Genomic DNA, 16,254 nt, shown 5'->3' with positions numbered 1-16,254 from the left:
CCTCGCTAACCCTTGAGCGTTAGCGTTCCGTAATGTTCGCATCCCTATCGACTCGTATCGTGGTTATCGGCGTAATCGTCGTTTTCGCGCTTGCCTCGCTGGCGGGGCTGCTGGTCGATGCTTCGAACCAGACCAGTCAGAGCTTCGGACGAGTCCGGCATTCGGACAGGGTGATCGAGATCGCCCAGCAGGCGATGGCCGATTTGCGCGAGGCCGAATCCGGGCAGCGCGGTTTCATTCTGACGCATGACCCCGCGTTTGCCCGCTCCTTTGCGGAGCGCATCGCCAGTTCCAGACGCAACATCGCACAGGTGGTGGCGCTGACGGCGGACAATCCGCTCCAGCACGCCCGTGCAGGGACGATCAGCGGCCTGATATCGCAACGCGGGGTGGGCCTGCGCGAACCGCTCGTGCTCAGTCGTCGCGGCAGGTTCGAGGACGCCGTCGCGATCATTGCCAGCGGGCGAGGGCGCGATCTGGCGGACGCCATCACGGTGCGGGCGCAAGCTTTCCTCGAAGAGGAACGCGTCCTTCAAACGAATCGTACCACCGCAGCGGACCAGCGACTCGCGCGCGGCAAGCAACTCGCGCTGATCGGGGCGTCGGTCGTGGCGCTGCTCGTCGCGATCAGCTTCGCGTTGCTGATCCGCAGCATCCGCCGCCCGCTCGGTACGATGACCCAAGCGATGACCGATCTTGGCCAGGGCGAAAAGGTGCGGATCGACACGGCGATGGGATCCACCGAATTCACCCGGCTGGCCACCGGCTATAATGTCATGGCGGACCGGCTCGAGGATGCGCTGGCCGAACAGGCGACCAGCGAGCGGCATCTCCAGATCGCCAATGCCGAGCTCCACACCAACGGCGCGATGCTGCAGGAACGCGGCGAGGTGATCGAATTGCTGGGGGCGATGGCGCACCGGATGCACGCGGCGCGGACCGATGACGAACTGGCGCAGATCATCTGCGTGTTCGTCCCGCGCGTCTTGCCCGAGCTTCCCGGCGCGCTGTACGCGCATAACCATTCGCGCAATTTGCTGGTCCCGATCGCCAGTTGGGGCGGACTCGAGGTCCCGCAAGACGGTTTCGCGCCGGACCAGTGCTGGGCGCTGCGACGCGGCCAGAGCCATTGTGTGAGCGAAGCGGGCGGCGATATCGTTTGTGGCCATGCCGATGTCCCGGACCTGTATCACTGCGAGCCGCTGCTCGCAGGGGGCGAGGTCATCGGCGTGCTCTATCTGCAAGGCGCGCTGAACAAGGAGAGTCGCTTCTCGCTGCGGGTCCTCACCGAAAACATCTCCTCGGCACTGGTCAATCATCGGCTTCAGCGCAGTCTGCGCGAGCAGACTATCCGCGATCCGCTGACGGGCTTGTTCAACCGGCGCTACATGGAAGAAGCGCTGACGCTGGAAATCGCGCGCGCCAGCCGCTCGGACGCGCCGTTGAGCCTGGTGATGTGCGACATCGATCATTTCAAACGCTTCAACGACGAATACGGGCATGATGCGGGTGATATCGTCCTGCAGGCGGTTGCCGGCGTGATGCGCAGTCGCTTCCGCGATGGAGACGTCGTCTGCCGCTATGGCGGCGAGGAATTCACCGTGATCGCGCCGGGAACCAGCGCCGAGGCGTTGATGGGCCGAGTCAACGACGTCCGCCAGGCGATCAGTGACCTTACCCTTCATCGCAATGGCAGTACGCTGGGCTCCACCAGCATGTCCTTCGGCATCGCGACCTGGAACAAGACGATGGCACGCGACGGACTGACGCTGATGCAGGCGGCCGACAGCGCGCTCTATCAGGCCAAGCGCGAGGGGCGGAACCGCGCGTTGATCAGCAGGATCGCAGCGTAGCATCCGGTCTGCACTAGGGGACCGCGATCCCGCCGGTCACCAGAAACACCAGCCCAGCCGCACCCCCGCCGAACGCAAGCGCCACCAGCAGCGACAGGATCCCCGCGACGATCGACCCCGAGCGCCGCTTGTTGAACGCCCCGCGCTTGCCCGGCTTCCCCAGCTTGAGTTCGATATAGCCCGCAGCGCCCCCGCCGAGCACCGTCATCACCAGCGTGATCGCGGCACCGGCAAGCGTCTGCACGCCGATCGCAATCGGAAACAGCAGCGCGAACGGTGCCGCCATCGCGAACGCCGCGAGCAGTTTGGCACGGTCGACCTGCGCGCGCGCGACGGGCGCGACGCTGAGCAGGTCGGGCGCATCTTCCGCCGATACGGTCAGCCAGGCGAAGCTGCCGACGAGCTGGCTGGTGATGAGCACACTCGCAAAGGCGAGCGCAGCGGGGATCGGCAGCGCGTGCCGTCCGCCGACCAGCCCGAGGAACAGCGGCACCAGATAGATCAGCCGGAGCACGATCTGGAACGCAAGTGCCGGATCGCGCACGAGCAGCGTCCATTCCTTGGCGAACACGGTGCGCGTCAGCCCGGTGTGGAACAGCCGTCCACTCGCACGCCCGCTCGGGCGGCTGCGCGACACGGTGGCGCTGCCGTCGAGAAAGCCCGACAGGAACGCGCGTTCGAGTGTTGCGCCTGCAGCGGCGAACGCGGCAACCCCGACGCCGAGCACCACGAGAATCGCGAACGGGTCACCGAGCGCGGCATGGCCGGGGAGCGCGCTGATCCCCGAGGTGCCGATCCGTGCGGCACGCAACCGATCGAACAGTGCCGCAAAGGTCCCCGTCCGGCCTTCGTCATGCGGCAGCAACTGCGTGACGAGAAACAGCGCGCCACCCAGCACCGCTGCGACGACTTGCCCGACGGTCCGCGCCGCGCGCGGGCCGACGAGGCGCGCGATCGCCAGCGTCAGGGCAAGGCCGAGCGCGGCGGCAACCAGCGCCAGCCCAACCAGCAGCGCGACCAGCCCGAGCAAGCGCGGATGCCCGAGGATAGCGACCGGCAGCACGATCGGCAACAGCAAGGCTGCATAGGTCAGCGCGATCGTCGCGGCGATGCCGAGCAGCTTCGCCAGCAACACGCTGCGCCCCGGGATCGGCGCGGACAGCAGCAATGGCAGGTCGCCGCGCTCGTACAGCGTTCGCTGGCTGCCGATCATCGCCTGCGCGGTCATGAAGGTGAGCCCGAGCACGCTGACCGCGAGCACCCCGATCATCGCCTCGGGCGGGACCGGGATCGGCGTGTGGCGGAGCGCCCAGCCGGTCAGGCACCCGATCGCAAGCCAACCCGCGAGCAGCAGATAGCCGATCCACCGCGCTGCCCCGCGTGTCGCGCGCGAACGGAAGGCGAGGCGGAGTTCGTGCAGCGCGAGCCAGCCGAAACTCCCGGCGGGCACGATCGTCATGGCGCGACCGGCGCTGCGGCCGAAGCCGGGCTGGTCAGGCGGATGAACGTGTCCTCCAGCGTCATCCCCGCGGTCCCGGCACGGTCGCGCAAGTCCTGCAGCGTGCCCTCGGCGAGCAGCCGCCCGCCCGCGATGATCCCGATCCGGTCCGCCATCCGCTCGGCCACTTCGAGGATGTGCGTCGTGACGATCACGGTCTTGCCCGCATCGACCTGCGCGCGCAGCGCATCCTTGACCAGTCGCGCCATCGTGGCATCGAGCCCGGTCAGCGGTTCGTCGAGGATCAGCAGCCGTGGATCGTGGATCAGCGCGCCCGCGAGCGCGACCTTCTGCTTCATGCCGCGCGAGAACCCCTCGCAGCGCGTGTCGCGCTGTTCCCACAGGTCGAGCCATTGCAGCAGCCGGTCGGCCTCGGCGGCGGCATGGGCGGGGTCCATCCGCCACAGCCCGGCGACGAAGGCGAGATATTCGAGCGGGGTGAGCTTGTCGTAGAGCATCGCCTCGTCGGGCAGCCAGGCGGTGATCGCCTTGGCGCCGAGCAGATCGCGCTGTGTGTCGATCCCGAAGATCTCGATCGATCCCGCGTCGGGCGCGGCAAGACCTGCGACCATTCGCAAGGTCGTCGTCTTCCCCGCGCCGTTCGGCCCAAGCAAGGCGTACAGTTCTCCCGCCGCGATATCGAGGTCGAGGCCTTCGATGACGGGCTTGTCGAAGCTCTTCGCAAGCCCCCGGATGCGCAGCGCGGATGTCGTCATCTGTCCTGTTTACGCAATACACCGGGCTCGTCCAGCGGATTGCCCGCGCGGGGTTTGCGTCGGGGGGGCTTGCGGCTAGAGCGACGTGCGATGCCGATCCAAGATCCGACCCTTCCCGACTTTTCGGACGCTCTGCTCGATCAGCCCGCCGCCGGGCGGATCGTCGACGGGCAGCACCGCTTTCCGGTGCGCGTCTATTTCGAGGATACCGACCTTTCGGGGATCGTCTATCACGCTAACTATCTGCGCTACATGGAGCGCGCGCGCTCCGACATGCTGGTGCGCGCCGGGATCGACCAGCGCGCGCATCAGGAGGCGGGCGGGGGTGCCTATGCGGTCACCGCCTTGGCGATCCGCTACCGCGCGCCAGCACGGCTCGACGATGCGCTGATTATTATCACACAATTACAACAAATTCGTGCGGCGTCGGTTGATATTCATCAGCAGGTCATGTTGGGTGCCCAGATACTCACCGAAGCCGATGTCACCGCGGCACTGGTTTCGCCCGGCGGACGCCCGCTCCGCCAGCCCAAGGCATGGGTGACCGCGTTTCGGCAGGTGATGGGCGACATGCGAAGCGATCAGGGGAAATGACGTCGTGAACGAGATGATGCTGAATACCGACGCCGCGAGCATGTCGCCTATCGCGTTGTTCCTCCAGGCCGATATCGTCGTGAAGGGAATCATGATCGGGCTGTTGCTGGCGAGCGTGTGGACCTGGGCGATCATCATCGGGTTCGTCGCCAAGCTGAGCGGGATCCGCCGCAAGGTCGGCACGTTCGAAAAGGCATTCTGGAAGGCGGACGACATCGACGCCTTCTACAAGGAGCATGTCGACAGCAAGCTGCCGATCGCGCGCGTGTTCGTTGCAGGCGTCGCGGAATGGCGGCGGTCGACGGTCGGCGGGCAGGTCGATCGCGGCGCGACGCGCGAACGGCTTGCGACGGCAATGGGCGCGTCGGTCGCCAACGAGGTCGACATCCTGTCGGACCGGCTCAACATCCTGGCGACGATCGGCTCGGTCGCGCCGTTCGTCGGGCTGTTCGGCACGGTCTGGGGGATCATGCGCAGCTTCACGGGGATTGCCCAGGCGCAGAACACCTCGCTCGCGGTCGTCGCGCCGGGGATCGCCGAGGCGCTGTTCGCGACCGCGATCGGCCTGTTCGCCGCCATCCCAGCGGTGATCGCGTACAACCGCTTCAGCCACGGCATCAACCGGGTCGAGGCGCGGCTCAACCGCTTTGCCGACGGGTTCCACGCGACGCTCAGCCGACAGCTCGAGAGCGAGGGTCGGCGCTAAGCGATGGCGATGAACCTCCCCTCGCAGCGCGGGCGCGGTCGGCGCGCACCGATGGCCGACATCAACGTCACCCCGATGGTCGACGTGATGCTCGTGCTGCTGATCATCTTCATGGTGACCGCACCACTGCTGACCGCGGGCGTGCCGGTGAACCTGCCCGACAGCCGCGCCAAGGCGCTCGACCAGGACCAGAAGCCGATCGAGATCTCGATCGACAACGAAGGCCAGGTCTTCGTCGAGAAGGATCTGGTCGGCGACGCGATGCTCCCCGATATCCTGTCGCAGCTCGCCGCCAAGGGCGATGCCGCCAAGCCGCCGCAGGTGTTCCTGCGCGCGGATACCAAGCTCGATTACGGCAAGGTGATGCGCGTGATGGGCGAGCTCAATCGCGCCGGGCTCAACCGCGTGGCGCTGGTGACGGTCAGCCAGGACGGCAACTGAGATGGACGGGCGGATGACCCGTAGCGAGGGGATCGCGCTGGGCGTGGCCGCGCTCGGCCATGTCGTGCTGTTCGCGATCCTGTCGCTGAGCTGGAACGCCGCCAAGCTGCCCCCGCCCGCCAATCAGCCGATCGACGTGTCGCTGGTCGATAATGTCGCGCTCGAGCAGACCGCGCCGCCCGCCGCCGAGCCGCCCGCGCAGTCCGCTGCGCCCGACGCCGGCCCGCCCGAGGACGCCGCACCGCCTGCTGAGGAAGCGCCGGCCGCGCCTGCGCCGGAGCCGGTGCCGGCCCCAGTGCCAAAGCCGCAACCCAAGGCGGAACCCAAGGCAGAACCAAAGCCCCAACCCAAACCGGTGCCGAAGCCGGTCCCGCAGCCCAAGCCCGAACCGAAGCCGGTCCCCAAACCCGTTCCGGTGCCCAAGCCGCAACCCAAACCCAGGCCCGAACCAAAGGCCGAAGCCAAGCCGAGCAAGGCCGACCTCGCCAGGGAGGCGCAGGAGAAGGCCGCGCAAGCCAAGGCTGCGCAGGCGAAGGCCAATGCCGCGGCCAAGGCCGTGGCGGACGCCAAGGCCGCGAAAGCCGCCGCCGCAGCATCGGCGGCGGCGGCGGCAAAGGCGGCAGCGGCCAAGAGCGCAGCGGCCAAGGGCAATGGCACGAACGCCAAGTCGACCAAGGCGCGCGCCACCGGATCGTTGCTCGACGACGATTTCCGCAAGGGCCTGACGCAAAGCCCGAGCAAGGCGAAGGCATCCGACGCCGCCCCCGGCGCGACGATGAACGCGCAGGCCGCCGCCGATATCGGCTCCGCGATCCGGCGGCAGGTCCAGCCGTGCGCGGATCGCCAGCCCAATCCGGGACCTGGCGCATCGCGGATCATCGTGACGATCCGGCTGCAGCTCAACCGCGACGGCTCGCTCGCCGGGCGACCGACGGTGGCGGACGATCATGGCGGGGTCGATGACGAGAATCGCCGTTATGTCGACGTGGTCGATCGCAATGCGATCGCGACGTTCACGGGGTGCGCGCCGCTGCGCGGTCTGCCGCCCGAACTTTATGACGTGCCGCGCGGGTGGAAGACGTTTATCCTGCGCTACAAACTTCCGGGCTGAGGAACTGCCGATGCTTCCCAAGACAATGCTCAAGACCCTGCTGACCGTATCCGGGGCCGCGCTGTTGGCCGGGACCGCGGCGGCGCAGGACGCGCCCGCACCGCAAGCCGCGCCCGCGCCTGTCGCCCCAGCCGGCGCTGCCAATCCCCAACAACCCAATCCTCAGCAGGGGGGCGAACTCGTCGTCGACGTGGTCGGCGGGATTGCCGCACCGCTCGGGATCGCGATTCCGACGATGCCGACGACCGAGCCGGTCGATACGCCGGCTGGACGCACCGATGCGCTGGGCGTCCAGCTGTCGAAGATCATCTCGACCGACCTGCGCAATTCGGGGCTGTTCAAGCCGCTCGAAGCGGGCGTCAAGCCGGTCGCCTTCTCCGAAGTGACCGCACCGACGTTCGAATATTGGACAGGCGCCGGGGCCTCGGCGCTGGTGCAGGGCTATGTCCGCGCGACCGGCGACGGGACGCTCACGGTCGGTTGCTATCTCTACGACGTCACCTCGCGCAACGAGATCGCGCGGCAGGGCTTCGTCGTCCCGCCGAGCGACTGGCGCCGCGCAGGCCACAAATGCGCCGACATGGTCTATTCCAAGCTGACCGGCGAAGGCCCGTATTTCGACAGTCGCGTCGTCTATGTCTCCGAGACCGGCCCCAAGGGTCGCCGCATCAAGCGCCTCGCGATCATGGACCAGGACGGCGAGAACCACCGCTTCCTGACCAACGGCCAGGCGATCGCGCTGACCCCGCGGCTGTCGCCCGACCAGCGCTCGATCGTGTACATGAGCTATCTCAACGATCGGCCGGCGATCTATGTCTATGATCTGGCGTCGGGGCGGCAGCGGCTGCTGGTCGGCAATACGGATCTGACGTTCGCCCCGCGCGTCTCGCCCGACAGCCGCTGGGTGCTGTTCTCGATGGCGCGGTCGAGCAATACCGATATCTACCGCGTGCCCCTGAGCGGCGGCACGCCGCAACGGCTGACCACCTCGACCGCGATCGACACCGGCGGCACCTATTCGCCCGACGGCAGCCGGATCGCGTTCGAGAGCGATCGCTCGGGCACGCAGCAGCTGTACGTGATGAACGCAGACGGATCGCAGCAGCAGCGGATCAGCTTCGGCAGCGGGCGCTATGCGACCCCGGTGTGGAGCCCGCGCGGCGACCTGATCGCCTATACCAAGATCGGGGGATCGTTCCGCATCGGCGTGATGAGCCCGGCGGGTGGCAACGAGAAACTGCTGACCGACGGATCGCAGGACGAGGGCCCGAGCTGGTCGCCCAATGGCCGCGTGCTGATGTTCTTCCGATCGTCCGGCGGCGGCAGCGGCAAGGCCGATCTGTGGTCGGTCGATCTGACCGGAGTCAATGTCCGGCGCGTGCCGACCGTGCTCGATGGATCCGATCCGGCCTGGGGACCGTTACGCCCTTAATATCGATTTCCAACTGTGAGCCGGTCGATTGTTTAATCATGTCGTGTAACCGGATGTGTTCGTTCCCAATCCCCAAGGAGAAAACCCGATGGCAAAAGTAACGACCTCGATCCTGATCGCGACTGCGCTCCTCGCAACCGCGGCGTGCAGCAAGAAGCGCCCCGCCGTGATTCCGCCCGCGCCGAGCGATACCGCACCGGTCGACCCCAATGCCGGCGGCAATGGCGCGATAGTCCCCGGTTCGCGTGCGGACTTCGAGCGTTCGGTCACGAGCAACACCGTCAACTTCGCGCTCGACAGCTATGACATCGACGGCTCGGCGCGTGCGATCCTCGACAGCCAGGCGGCATGGCTTGCCAAATATCCGAACGTGACGGTCAGCCTCGAAGGCCATTGCGACGAGCGCGGGACGCGCGAGTACAACCTCGCGCTCGGCGATCGCCGTGCCAATTCGGCGAAGAACTATCTCGCGGCGCGTGGTGTCACGGCAGGGCGGATCTCGACGATCAGCTACGGCAAGGAACGCCCGCTTGCACTCGGGTCGGATGACCAGAGCCTCGCGCAGAACCGTCGTGCGGTGACGATCGTTCTGAACTGATCCTTCTCGCGGTTCGGTTGGGAAGGGCGGTGTCCGCAGGGACGCCGCCCTTTTTTTGTGCGCAGTTCCAAGGTGCATGACGTTTTGACCCCCCGTTCGCCCTGAGCGCAGTCGAAGGGCCCGCGTTGCGCTGGGGGCTTCGACTGCGCTCAGCCCGAACGGGGCGGGGAAAGCCCGCGTTCCCCCCACCCACCCGTCATCCTGAACTTGTATCATGATCCACCGGGCCGCTAATTCTGTGGGCGTTGGGCGCGGACGGCGGTGGATCCTGAAACAAGTTCAGGATGACGGCACGTTTGAACCCATCGGCACCCCAGTGCCTGATTGCCTCTCACCCCGTAATGATATAAATATGATATCATAATAACGGGAGGTACGAATGGCCGAGTCGCTCGAACGCAACACCGCACTCACCTTGTCGCACGAACGCTCCGCGCAGACCTCGAACGGCTATGTCATGCTGCTGGTGATCGTCGCCGCGCTCGCGTGCGCGGGGTTCGGCATCAGCGAAGTCGACCAGTCCGATCTTGGCGGGATCCTCATTGCGGTCGGCGCGCTCGTCACCGCGTTCGTCGCAGGCGGTTTCTACATGCAGCAGCCCAATCAGGCGACCGCGATTACCTTGTTCGGCGCGTATAAGGGCACCGATCGCGTCACGGGCTTACGCTGGGTGCTGCCGTGGCTGTGGCGCAAGCAGGTGTCGCTGCGCGCGAACAACATGATTTCGGAGCGGTTGAAGGTCAACGACCTGCGCGGCAACCCGATCGAGATCGCGGCGCAAGTCGTGTGGCGCGTCACCGACACCGCGCAGGCGCTGTTCGACATCGACGATTACAAGGCGTTCGTGATCGTCCAGATCGAGGCGGCTGTGCGGACGATCGGCGCGCGCTATCCCTATGACGATTACGAGCATCAGGAAGTGACACTGCGCGGCAATCACGACCAGGTCGCGCAGGAACTCCGCGCCGAGCTGATCGCACGACTGGTGACGGCGGGGATCACGGTCGACGAATGCGGCTTTACGCATCTGGCCTACGCGCCCGAGATCGCGGGTGCGATGCTGCGGCGGCAACAGGCGCAAGCGGTGGTCGCGGCGCGCGCGACGCTGGTCGAAGGTGCGGTCGGGATGGTCGAGATGGCGCTCGACCTGTTGTCGGCGAAGGGCGTGGTCGAACTGGACGACGAGCGCCGCGCGGCGATGGTCTCCAATTTGATGGTCGTGCTGTGCGGCGAGCGCGATACGCAGCCGGTCGTCAACGCCGGCTCGCTGTACCAATAGGCGCGAACGGATGGCGGATCCCCCCGCGAAGAAGGCGTTCGCGCTCCGGCTCGACCCCGCGTTGCATGCGGCGGTCGAACGGCTCGCTGCGGGCGAGCTGCGCAGCGTCAACGCGCAGGTCGAATGCCTGCTGCGCGAGGCGCTGGCGCGACGCGGGGTCAAGCTCGACGCGCCCAACCCGCCGCGGCGGGGACGGCCACCGAAGGAAGATGGCGATGCGTGATGCAGAAGACGGCTATTGGTTCGTGCCCAAGGCATTCGGGATCGGTGCGACCCCGGTGACGTGGCAGGGGTGGGCGCTGACGCTGGGGTTCGCGGTGCTTGCGGTCCTCGACATGACGCTGATGCCGGACCGGGTTGCGCGGGTCGGCGTGCTGGTCGCGTTGCTGCTGCTGTTCACGCTGATCGCGATCCGCAAGACGCGTGGCGGTTGGAGCTGGCATTGGGGTCGGCGGAGGTAGCGGCACCACCCCGACTTTGGCCCGCGCCTTACCCCAACGCCGCGTCCAGCAATTTCGCCAGCCGCAACCCGCCGCGCTCGACCTCGAGCCGCGCGACCGGCACCAGCTTGGCGATCGTCGCCTCGTCGAGCTTCACCCGCTCCGGGGTCGGCGCGCACGGGTCTGCCATCACGCTTGCATAGGCCACGTCATGCGCGACCTGCCAGCTTTCGCGGCTCCAGTCGGTGACGGTCCCTGCCGCGACCTTCGCCCGCACCGCGGGGGCATAACGATGCACCAGCGACGGGCCCGAAGTGATCGCGCGCTCGGCGAGCAGGCCGTCCCACACCGAATGCAGGTTGAGTTTCGGCGGACCATAGCTGTCATAGGTCGCCTTGACGTCGTTGCCGCCCTTGTCGTCCTTCTCGCCGGCGTGAAGCGGCTGATGGAGATCGCCGACGAAGTGGATCAGGAAGACGAGCGCCTCGAGCTTGTCCTTCTGCGAAGCGCGGCGGTTCCTGAGCGTTGCGACGTCGCGGGTGATCTGCGCCGAGACGCAATTGCCGTCCTTGCACGCCTCGGTCAGCGAGAAAGGGCGGCAGATGTTCACGTCCTGATAGTGCCATGTGTACGCGTAACCGAAGCGGGGCTTGCCGTCGGCGCCCTTGATCGGCTTGACGCAATCCGCCCAGGTGCTCGCATCCGCCATCGTCCCCGCCTTGCACGTCGGCGTATCGAGCAGCGCCTGTTGCTTGAGCAACCGACGGATCGCGACGCGGGTCTGCGGGCGGATATTGGCCTCGGCGATCCGCGCGACGGTCTGGTGGCCGTACTCCCAATAAGCGGCGGCAGGCGTGGCGCTGGCCGCGGCAAACAGGGTGGCGGCAGCGACAAGCGCTGGGCGAACGCGACGGAGACTGGTCATGAGCCGCGCTTTAGGCGTCTGACGGGGTTGGCGAAAGCGGGAATGCTGGCGCGATGGGCCGGTATGGCTACGGCATCACGCGCCGCATGAACGCATCGAACAGCGGGACCGTGAAGGCTGTGTCGCCATGCGCAGGGCTGTACAGCATCCCCTTGGCGATCAAACTGTTGCGCGTCGGCGCGACGCTCGACACCTTGACGCCGAGCGCTTCCGCGACGTCGCCTGAGCGGTGCGGCCCCGGCCCGAGCGTCGCCATCCCGCGCAGATAGCGCTTTTCAGCCGGGGTCAGCCGGTCGAATCGCACCCGGAAGAAGCTCGAATCGAGCTCTGCCAGCGCACTTTGCGTCGCCGCGGCGACATCCTGCGCCGTAATTGGCGAGGCATCCGCCGCATCCCAGCTATGCTTGCCCCACTCCTGCAGAAAATAAGGATAGCCCTGGGTCTCCGCCGCGATCGCGTCGAGCGCAGCGGCATCGATCGCCTCTTCCTCGCGCTCTACCGGCAAGCGGATCGCAGCGCGTGCAGCGTCCGCTTCAAGCGGGCCGACCGCGACGAATTCGAACAGCCGCTCGGCATAGGATTTGGCGCGGCCCATCTGCCCGAGCAATTGCGGCAGTCCCGCACCGAGCATCGTCACCGGCAACTGCTTCTGGCTCGCGCGGTGGAGCGCGCTGATCAGCGCGGCGAGCTGTTCCTCCGGGACATATTGCAGTTCGTCGATCACGAGGATCATCGCCGAACCCCGTTCCTTCGCCGCTTCTCCCACCGCGACGATCAGATCGGCGAGATCCGTCTCGAGATCACCGCTGTCGGCAAGGCCCGCCTCGGGCTCGAAATCAAGCGCGACTTCGAGATCGTCGAACTTGACCTTGAGTTGCGCGAAACCCGCAAGGGCGCGCAGTGCCCGCGTCACGCCGGCGGTCGCCTGTTTCATCCGGTCGAGCCTGAGCAATGCCGCGCGGAGTGCCGGCACGAGGATTCCCGGAAGCGAGCGGTTCTCGGGGGCCTCGATCGTGACGACCGTCATCCCTTCGCCTTCCGCCGCGTCGCGCATCGAGGACAGCAACACGGTCTTTCCGACCCCGCGCAGCCCGTAGAGGATGCTCGGGCGCGCGGCCCGCCCTGCGCGAATCCGGTCGAGCGCGACGGCATTGCGGTCGAGCAGTGCGGCACGTCCCGCGAGTTCGGGCGGCGGGGTCCCGGCACCGGGAGCGAAAGGGTTGCGTCGGGGATCCATAGTAATGTTATCGGATATTATCGAATTTCTGTAAACTCGCTAATGTCGCTTGATATGCGTTGCGCGTGGGTCAGTCCTCGAACACCCAGATCTCGCGCCCACCCTCGGACGAAAGCCGCGCGCGGTACATGCCGGGGGTGGTGAAATGCCATGCCGCACTGCCGTCGGGTGCGGCGACGATCACGCCGCCGGTGCCGCCCATCGCGCGCACTTCGTCGAGCACCGCCTTCGCCGCGTCGGTCACCGGCTCCCCGCCGATCCGCGCGCGGGCGCAGATTTCATGCGCGACGCCGACGCGGATGAAGAACTCGCCCGAACCGGTGCACGAAATCGCGCCCGCGCGGTCATCGGCATAGGTGCCCGCGCCGATCAGCGGTGAATCGCCGATCCGGCCCCAGCGTTTGCCGGTCACGCCGCCGGTCGAGGTGGCGGCGGCGACGTGGCCGTGCGAATCGCACGCGACCGCGCCGACCGTTCCGTATTTCATGTCGACGTCGAACTTGCCGCCCCCGGCAAGCATCTCTTCTAGTTGCCCGCGGCGTTCGGGGAGGACGAGCCAGTCCTGCGTCGCCGCCTCGCAGCCCTGTTCGCGCGCGAAAATATCCGCGCCTGCGCCGCTGAGCAGCACGTGCGGGCTGTGCGTCATCACCGCGCGGGCAAGCGACACGGGATTGCGCGTCGCGGTGACGCCCGCGACCGACCCGGCGTTGCGGTCGCGCCCGTCCATGATCGCGGCATCGAGTTCGGCGATCCCGTCGTGCGTCAGCGCGGCCCCGCGCCCCGAATTGAAGTGCGGATCGTCTTCCAGCACGCGCACCGCCGCCTCGACCGCGTCGAGCGCGCTGCCGTCGCTCGCCAGCACCGCCGCGCCCGCATCGAGCGCACGACCCAGCGCGGCCTCCGCGCCCTGGACCTGTGCCGGGGTGAGTGTGTCGCGGGTCATTTGCCCGGCACCGCCGTGGAGCATCAGGGTCCAGCTCATGTCATATGTTCCTTGCGAGCTAAGGGGCGCAGCCCGATCAGTGGGCGAAGCCAGCCGATCCGTCGCCCGATCAGATAAAAGAGCCAGCACCCGCCGATCGTCGCGACGACGAGCAGCGCAAATTCGGCGATCGGAGGCAGCCGGAACGGGAGCAACGCGCCCTCGACCCCGACGATGATCGTCTGGTGGATCATGTAGAAGGGGAACACCGCCTCGGTCAGTGTCCGGCGCCAGCGCAGGTCGAAATTGAGGAAGCGGTCGGCGATCCCGATCAGCGCGACGATGGTGCTCCAGCCATGTACCGGGCGCGCCACCGCGAACACCGTGCCGAAGGGGGCCGTGGGATGTGCGAGTCCGGGCCAGTGCCATTCGATCCCCGCCGACACCGCATAGCTGACGAGCGCGACGATCAGTGCGACGGGCCACCAGCGGTGGATCGCCGCGAGCGCAGGCGGCGAGCCCGCTAGTGCGAAGCCGAACAGGAAGCCGGGCAGATATTGCGCGTGCGACACCGCATCGCGGATCAGGTCGTTGGTCGGGCCCTTGCCGGGGAACAGCCACACGCTGACGATCACCAGCCACGCCATCGGCAGCAGCCACACCAGCACGGTCCCGAACACCCAGTCGAACCCGCGCTGGAGGCTGCGCCGCCCAACCAGCACGACGCCGAGCACGAGCAGCATCGTATAGAGCCAGAGATAGCCGACGAACCACAGATGCTGCCAGTTGGGCAGCGGCAGGCCGTGGACCTTTGCGAAGCGAAAGTAATCGTGGAGCAGGAAATAGCCGAAGTCGTGGCCGTAGCCGCGCTGCGTGGTCAGCTCGATCCACGGCTGGACGGGGACGATGACGAGCACGCCGAACAGCAACGGCACGAGCAGCCGCCACGTCCGGTTGCGCGCGAACCGCGCCGCGCCATGCCCGCGCGCGAGCAATGCACGGCTGGCATAGCCCGACACCACGAACAGCAGCAGCAACCGCCAGCTGTTGAGCGCGAGCATCGGCACCGCGACCCAGGGAATCGGGTGCGCGGTCTTGGCGTGATAGCCCCAGGGGACGAACACCATGCCGATATGGTAGAAGATGAGCAGGCCGAACGCGCCGATTCGCAGCCAGTCCAGACCATAATGCCGTTCCATCGGGCTTCCCTTAGCCGATGATCGCGCTTTGGCCAGCGCGTGCGGGACGGTGCCGCCGCTTTCGCGCGGCAAAAGGTTCCCGTCCCGCGATTGAGCCGCTATATCAGCCGCACAGCGAAGGAAACTCTCCCCCATGTCCCTACGTCCGTGGCGCGATATCATGCGTCGTCAGTCCCGCCAGATCATGGTCGGCAATGTCCCCGTCGGCGGCGATGCGCCAGTCACCGTGCAGACGATGACCAACACGCCCACCAGCGACCCGCGTGCGACGATCGACCAGATCCGCCGCTGCGAGGATGCCGGCGTCGATCTGATCCGCGTCTCTTGCCCGGACGTGGAAAGCACCGCCGCGCTCAAGCAGATCGTCCGCGCGAGCCGCGTGCCGATCATCGCGGACATCCACTTCCATTATAAGCGCGCGCTGGAAGCAGCGGACGCAGGCGCCGCCTGTTTGCGGATCAACCCGGGCAACATCGGCTCCGCATCGCGCGTCCGCGAAGTGATCGACGCCGCAAAATCGAACGGCTGCGCGATCCGGATCGGCGTCAACGGCGGTTCGCTCGAGAAGCATCTGCTCGAAAAATATGGCGAGCCGTGCCCGGATGCGCTGGTCGAATCCGCGATGGATCACATCAAGATCCTGCAGGACCATGATTTCCACGAATTCAAGGTCGCGGTGAAGGCGTCCGACTTCTTCCTCGCGGTCGCCGCCTATCATCAGCTGGCGGAGCAGGTCGATTGCCCGCTGCATCTCGGCATCACCGAGGCGGGCGGGTTCGTCGGCGGGACGGTCAAGTCGTCGATCGGAATCGGTTCGCTGCTGTGGGCCGGGATCGGTGACACGATCCGCGTCTCGCTCTCGGCCGAGCCCGAGGACGAAGTCCGCGTCGGGTTCGAGATCCTCAAGGCGCTCGGCATCCGCAACCGCGGCGTGCGCGTCGTGTCGTGCCCGTCGTGCGCGCGGCAGGGGTTCGACGTGATCCGCACCGTGCAGGCGCTCGAGGAACGGCTCCAGCATATCCGGACGCCAATGTCGCTGTCGGTGCTCGGTTGCGTCGTCAACGGTCCCGGCGAAGCGCGCGAGACCGACATCGGGCTGACCGGTGGCGGCAACGGCAAGCACATGGTGTATCTGTCGGGCGTGACCGACCACACGGTCAACAGCGAGGATATGCTCGAACACATCGTCAAGCTGGTCGAGGACAAGGCCGCCGCGATCGAGGCGCATGATGCCGCGTTGGCGGCGGCGGTGCCGGTGCCCGTGGCGGCGGAATAGGTCCTGTGGTACATGTCAGGTCTCGGG

At 67.0% G+C, this 16,254-nt stretch carries 17 protein-coding genes; 11 read left to right on the top strand and 6 right to left on the bottom strand.

What is annotated here, in order from left to right; translation table 11 throughout:
• Positions 1-59: 59 nt before the first annotated feature.
• The gene (locus tag AC3WJR_RS16255) at positions 60-1,853 is read left to right on the top strand and encodes a diguanylate cyclase (RefSeq protein ID WP_492726048.1); all 1,794 of its coding nucleotides are present in this window, start codon (positions 60-62) and stop codon (positions 1,851-1,853) included.
• 13 nt (positions 1,854-1,866) lie between these two features.
• On the opposite strand, the gene AC3WJR_RS16250 is transcribed toward AC3WJR_RS16255, so the two are convergent.
• Both AC3WJR_RS16250 and AC3WJR_RS16245 read right to left on the bottom strand, forming a co-directional pair.
• Positions 1,867-3,312 carry a hypothetical protein gene (locus AC3WJR_RS16250; protein WP_492726046.1) on the bottom strand — a complete coding sequence of 482 codons (1,446 nt, stop codon included), beginning with the start codon at positions 3,310-3,312 and terminating at the stop codon, positions 1,867-1,869.
• Positions 3,309-4,067, bottom strand: coding sequence for an ABC transporter ATP-binding protein (locus AC3WJR_RS16245; protein ID WP_492726044.1), 759 nt, complete (start codon positions 4,065-4,067; stop codon positions 3,309-3,311). Before AC3WJR_RS16245 ends, AC3WJR_RS16250 begins: the two co-directional genes overlap by 4 nt.
• A 90-nt stretch (positions 4,068-4,157) precedes the next feature.
• Here AC3WJR_RS16245 and AC3WJR_RS16240 point away from each other — a divergent pair, with 90 nt between their 5' ends.
• From AC3WJR_RS16240 to AC3WJR_RS16200, 9 genes are all read left to right on the top strand, one after another.
• Positions 4,158-4,661, top strand: a complete 504-nt coding sequence (locus AC3WJR_RS16240; protein ID WP_492726042.1) for a YbgC/FadM family acyl-CoA thioesterase — start codon at positions 4,158-4,160, stop codon at positions 4,659-4,661.
• 13 nt (positions 4,662-4,674) lie between these two features.
• The gene (gene tolQ, locus AC3WJR_RS16235; protein WP_492726203.1) at positions 4,675-5,367 is read left to right on the top strand and encodes a protein TolQ; all 693 of its coding nucleotides are present in this window, start codon (positions 4,675-4,677) and stop codon (positions 5,365-5,367) included.
• 3 nt (positions 5,368-5,370) lie between these two features.
• On the top strand, positions 5,371-5,808 hold the full coding sequence (gene tolR / locus AC3WJR_RS16230) for a protein TolR (RefSeq protein ID WP_354278643.1): 438 nt from the start codon (positions 5,371-5,373) through the stop codon (positions 5,806-5,808).
• 13 nt (positions 5,809-5,821) lie between these two features.
• Positions 5,822-6,919 carry a cell envelope biogenesis protein TolA gene (locus AC3WJR_RS16225; protein WP_492726040.1) on the top strand — a complete coding sequence of 366 codons (1,098 nt, stop codon included), beginning with the start codon at positions 5,822-5,824 and terminating at the stop codon, positions 6,917-6,919.
• Between the two features lie 10 nt (positions 6,920-6,929).
• Entirely contained in the window at positions 6,930-8,351 is a 1,422-nt protein-coding gene (tolB, locus tag AC3WJR_RS16220; RefSeq protein WP_492726038.1) for a Tol-Pal system beta propeller repeat protein TolB, read from the top strand.
• Between the two features lie 88 nt (positions 8,352-8,439).
• The gene (pal, locus tag AC3WJR_RS16215; RefSeq protein ID WP_354278646.1) at positions 8,440-8,949 is read left to right on the top strand and encodes a peptidoglycan-associated lipoprotein Pal; all 510 of its coding nucleotides are present in this window, start codon (positions 8,440-8,442) and stop codon (positions 8,947-8,949) included.
• Positions 8,950-9,328: 379 nt separating this feature from the next.
• Entirely contained in the window at positions 9,329-10,228 is a 900-nt protein-coding gene (locus AC3WJR_RS16210; protein WP_492726036.1) for an SPFH domain-containing protein, read from the top strand.
• 10 nt (positions 10,229-10,238) lie between these two features.
• Complete coding sequence (locus AC3WJR_RS16205) at positions 10,239-10,451, top strand: type II toxin-antitoxin system antitoxin (protein WP_354278648.1); 213 nt, start codon at positions 10,239-10,241, stop codon at positions 10,449-10,451.
• On the top strand, positions 10,444-10,689 hold the full coding sequence (locus AC3WJR_RS16200) for a hypothetical protein (protein WP_492726033.1): 246 nt from the start codon (positions 10,444-10,446) through the stop codon (positions 10,687-10,689). The genes AC3WJR_RS16205 and AC3WJR_RS16200 overlap by 8 nt, the downstream gene beginning before the upstream one ends.
• Before the next feature lie 28 nt (positions 10,690-10,717).
• Here the strand turns inward: AC3WJR_RS16200 and AC3WJR_RS16195 are convergent, their stop codons facing one another.
• The 4 genes from AC3WJR_RS16195 to AC3WJR_RS16180 form a co-directional block, all read right to left on the bottom strand.
• Positions 10,718-11,593 carry a S1/P1 nuclease gene (locus tag AC3WJR_RS16195; protein ID WP_492726031.1) on the bottom strand — a complete coding sequence of 292 codons (876 nt, stop codon included), beginning with the start codon at positions 11,591-11,593 and terminating at the stop codon, positions 10,718-10,720.
• Between the two features lie 67 nt (positions 11,594-11,660).
• Entirely contained in the window at positions 11,661-12,830 is a 1,170-nt protein-coding gene (locus AC3WJR_RS16190; RefSeq protein WP_354278651.1) for an ATP-binding protein, read from the bottom strand.
• 70 nt (positions 12,831-12,900) lie between these two features.
• Positions 12,901-13,812 carry an isoaspartyl peptidase/L-asparaginase family protein gene (locus AC3WJR_RS16185; RefSeq protein ID WP_492726029.1) on the bottom strand — a complete coding sequence of 304 codons (912 nt, stop codon included), beginning with the start codon at positions 13,810-13,812 and terminating at the stop codon, positions 12,901-12,903.
• Positions 13,809-14,951 carry an acyltransferase family protein gene (locus tag AC3WJR_RS16180; protein ID WP_492726027.1) on the bottom strand — a complete coding sequence of 381 codons (1,143 nt, stop codon included), beginning with the start codon at positions 14,949-14,951 and terminating at the stop codon, positions 13,809-13,811. Before AC3WJR_RS16180 ends, AC3WJR_RS16185 begins: the two co-directional genes overlap by 4 nt.
• A gap of 133 nt (positions 14,952-15,084) precedes the next feature.
• Here AC3WJR_RS16180 and ispG point away from each other — a divergent pair, with 133 nt between their 5' ends.
• Entirely contained in the window at positions 15,085-16,227 is a 1,143-nt protein-coding gene (gene ispG, locus AC3WJR_RS16175) for a flavodoxin-dependent (E)-4-hydroxy-3-methylbut-2-enyl-diphosphate synthase (RefSeq protein ID WP_242137921.1), read from the top strand.
• Positions 16,228-16,254 lie beyond the last annotated feature (27 nt).

This window comes from Sphingomonas sp. FW306-05-A (genome assembly GCF_058782275.1).
The sequence above is the reverse complement of the archived record's forward strand: the minus strand, read 5'-3'. Positions and strand labels throughout refer to the sequence as shown.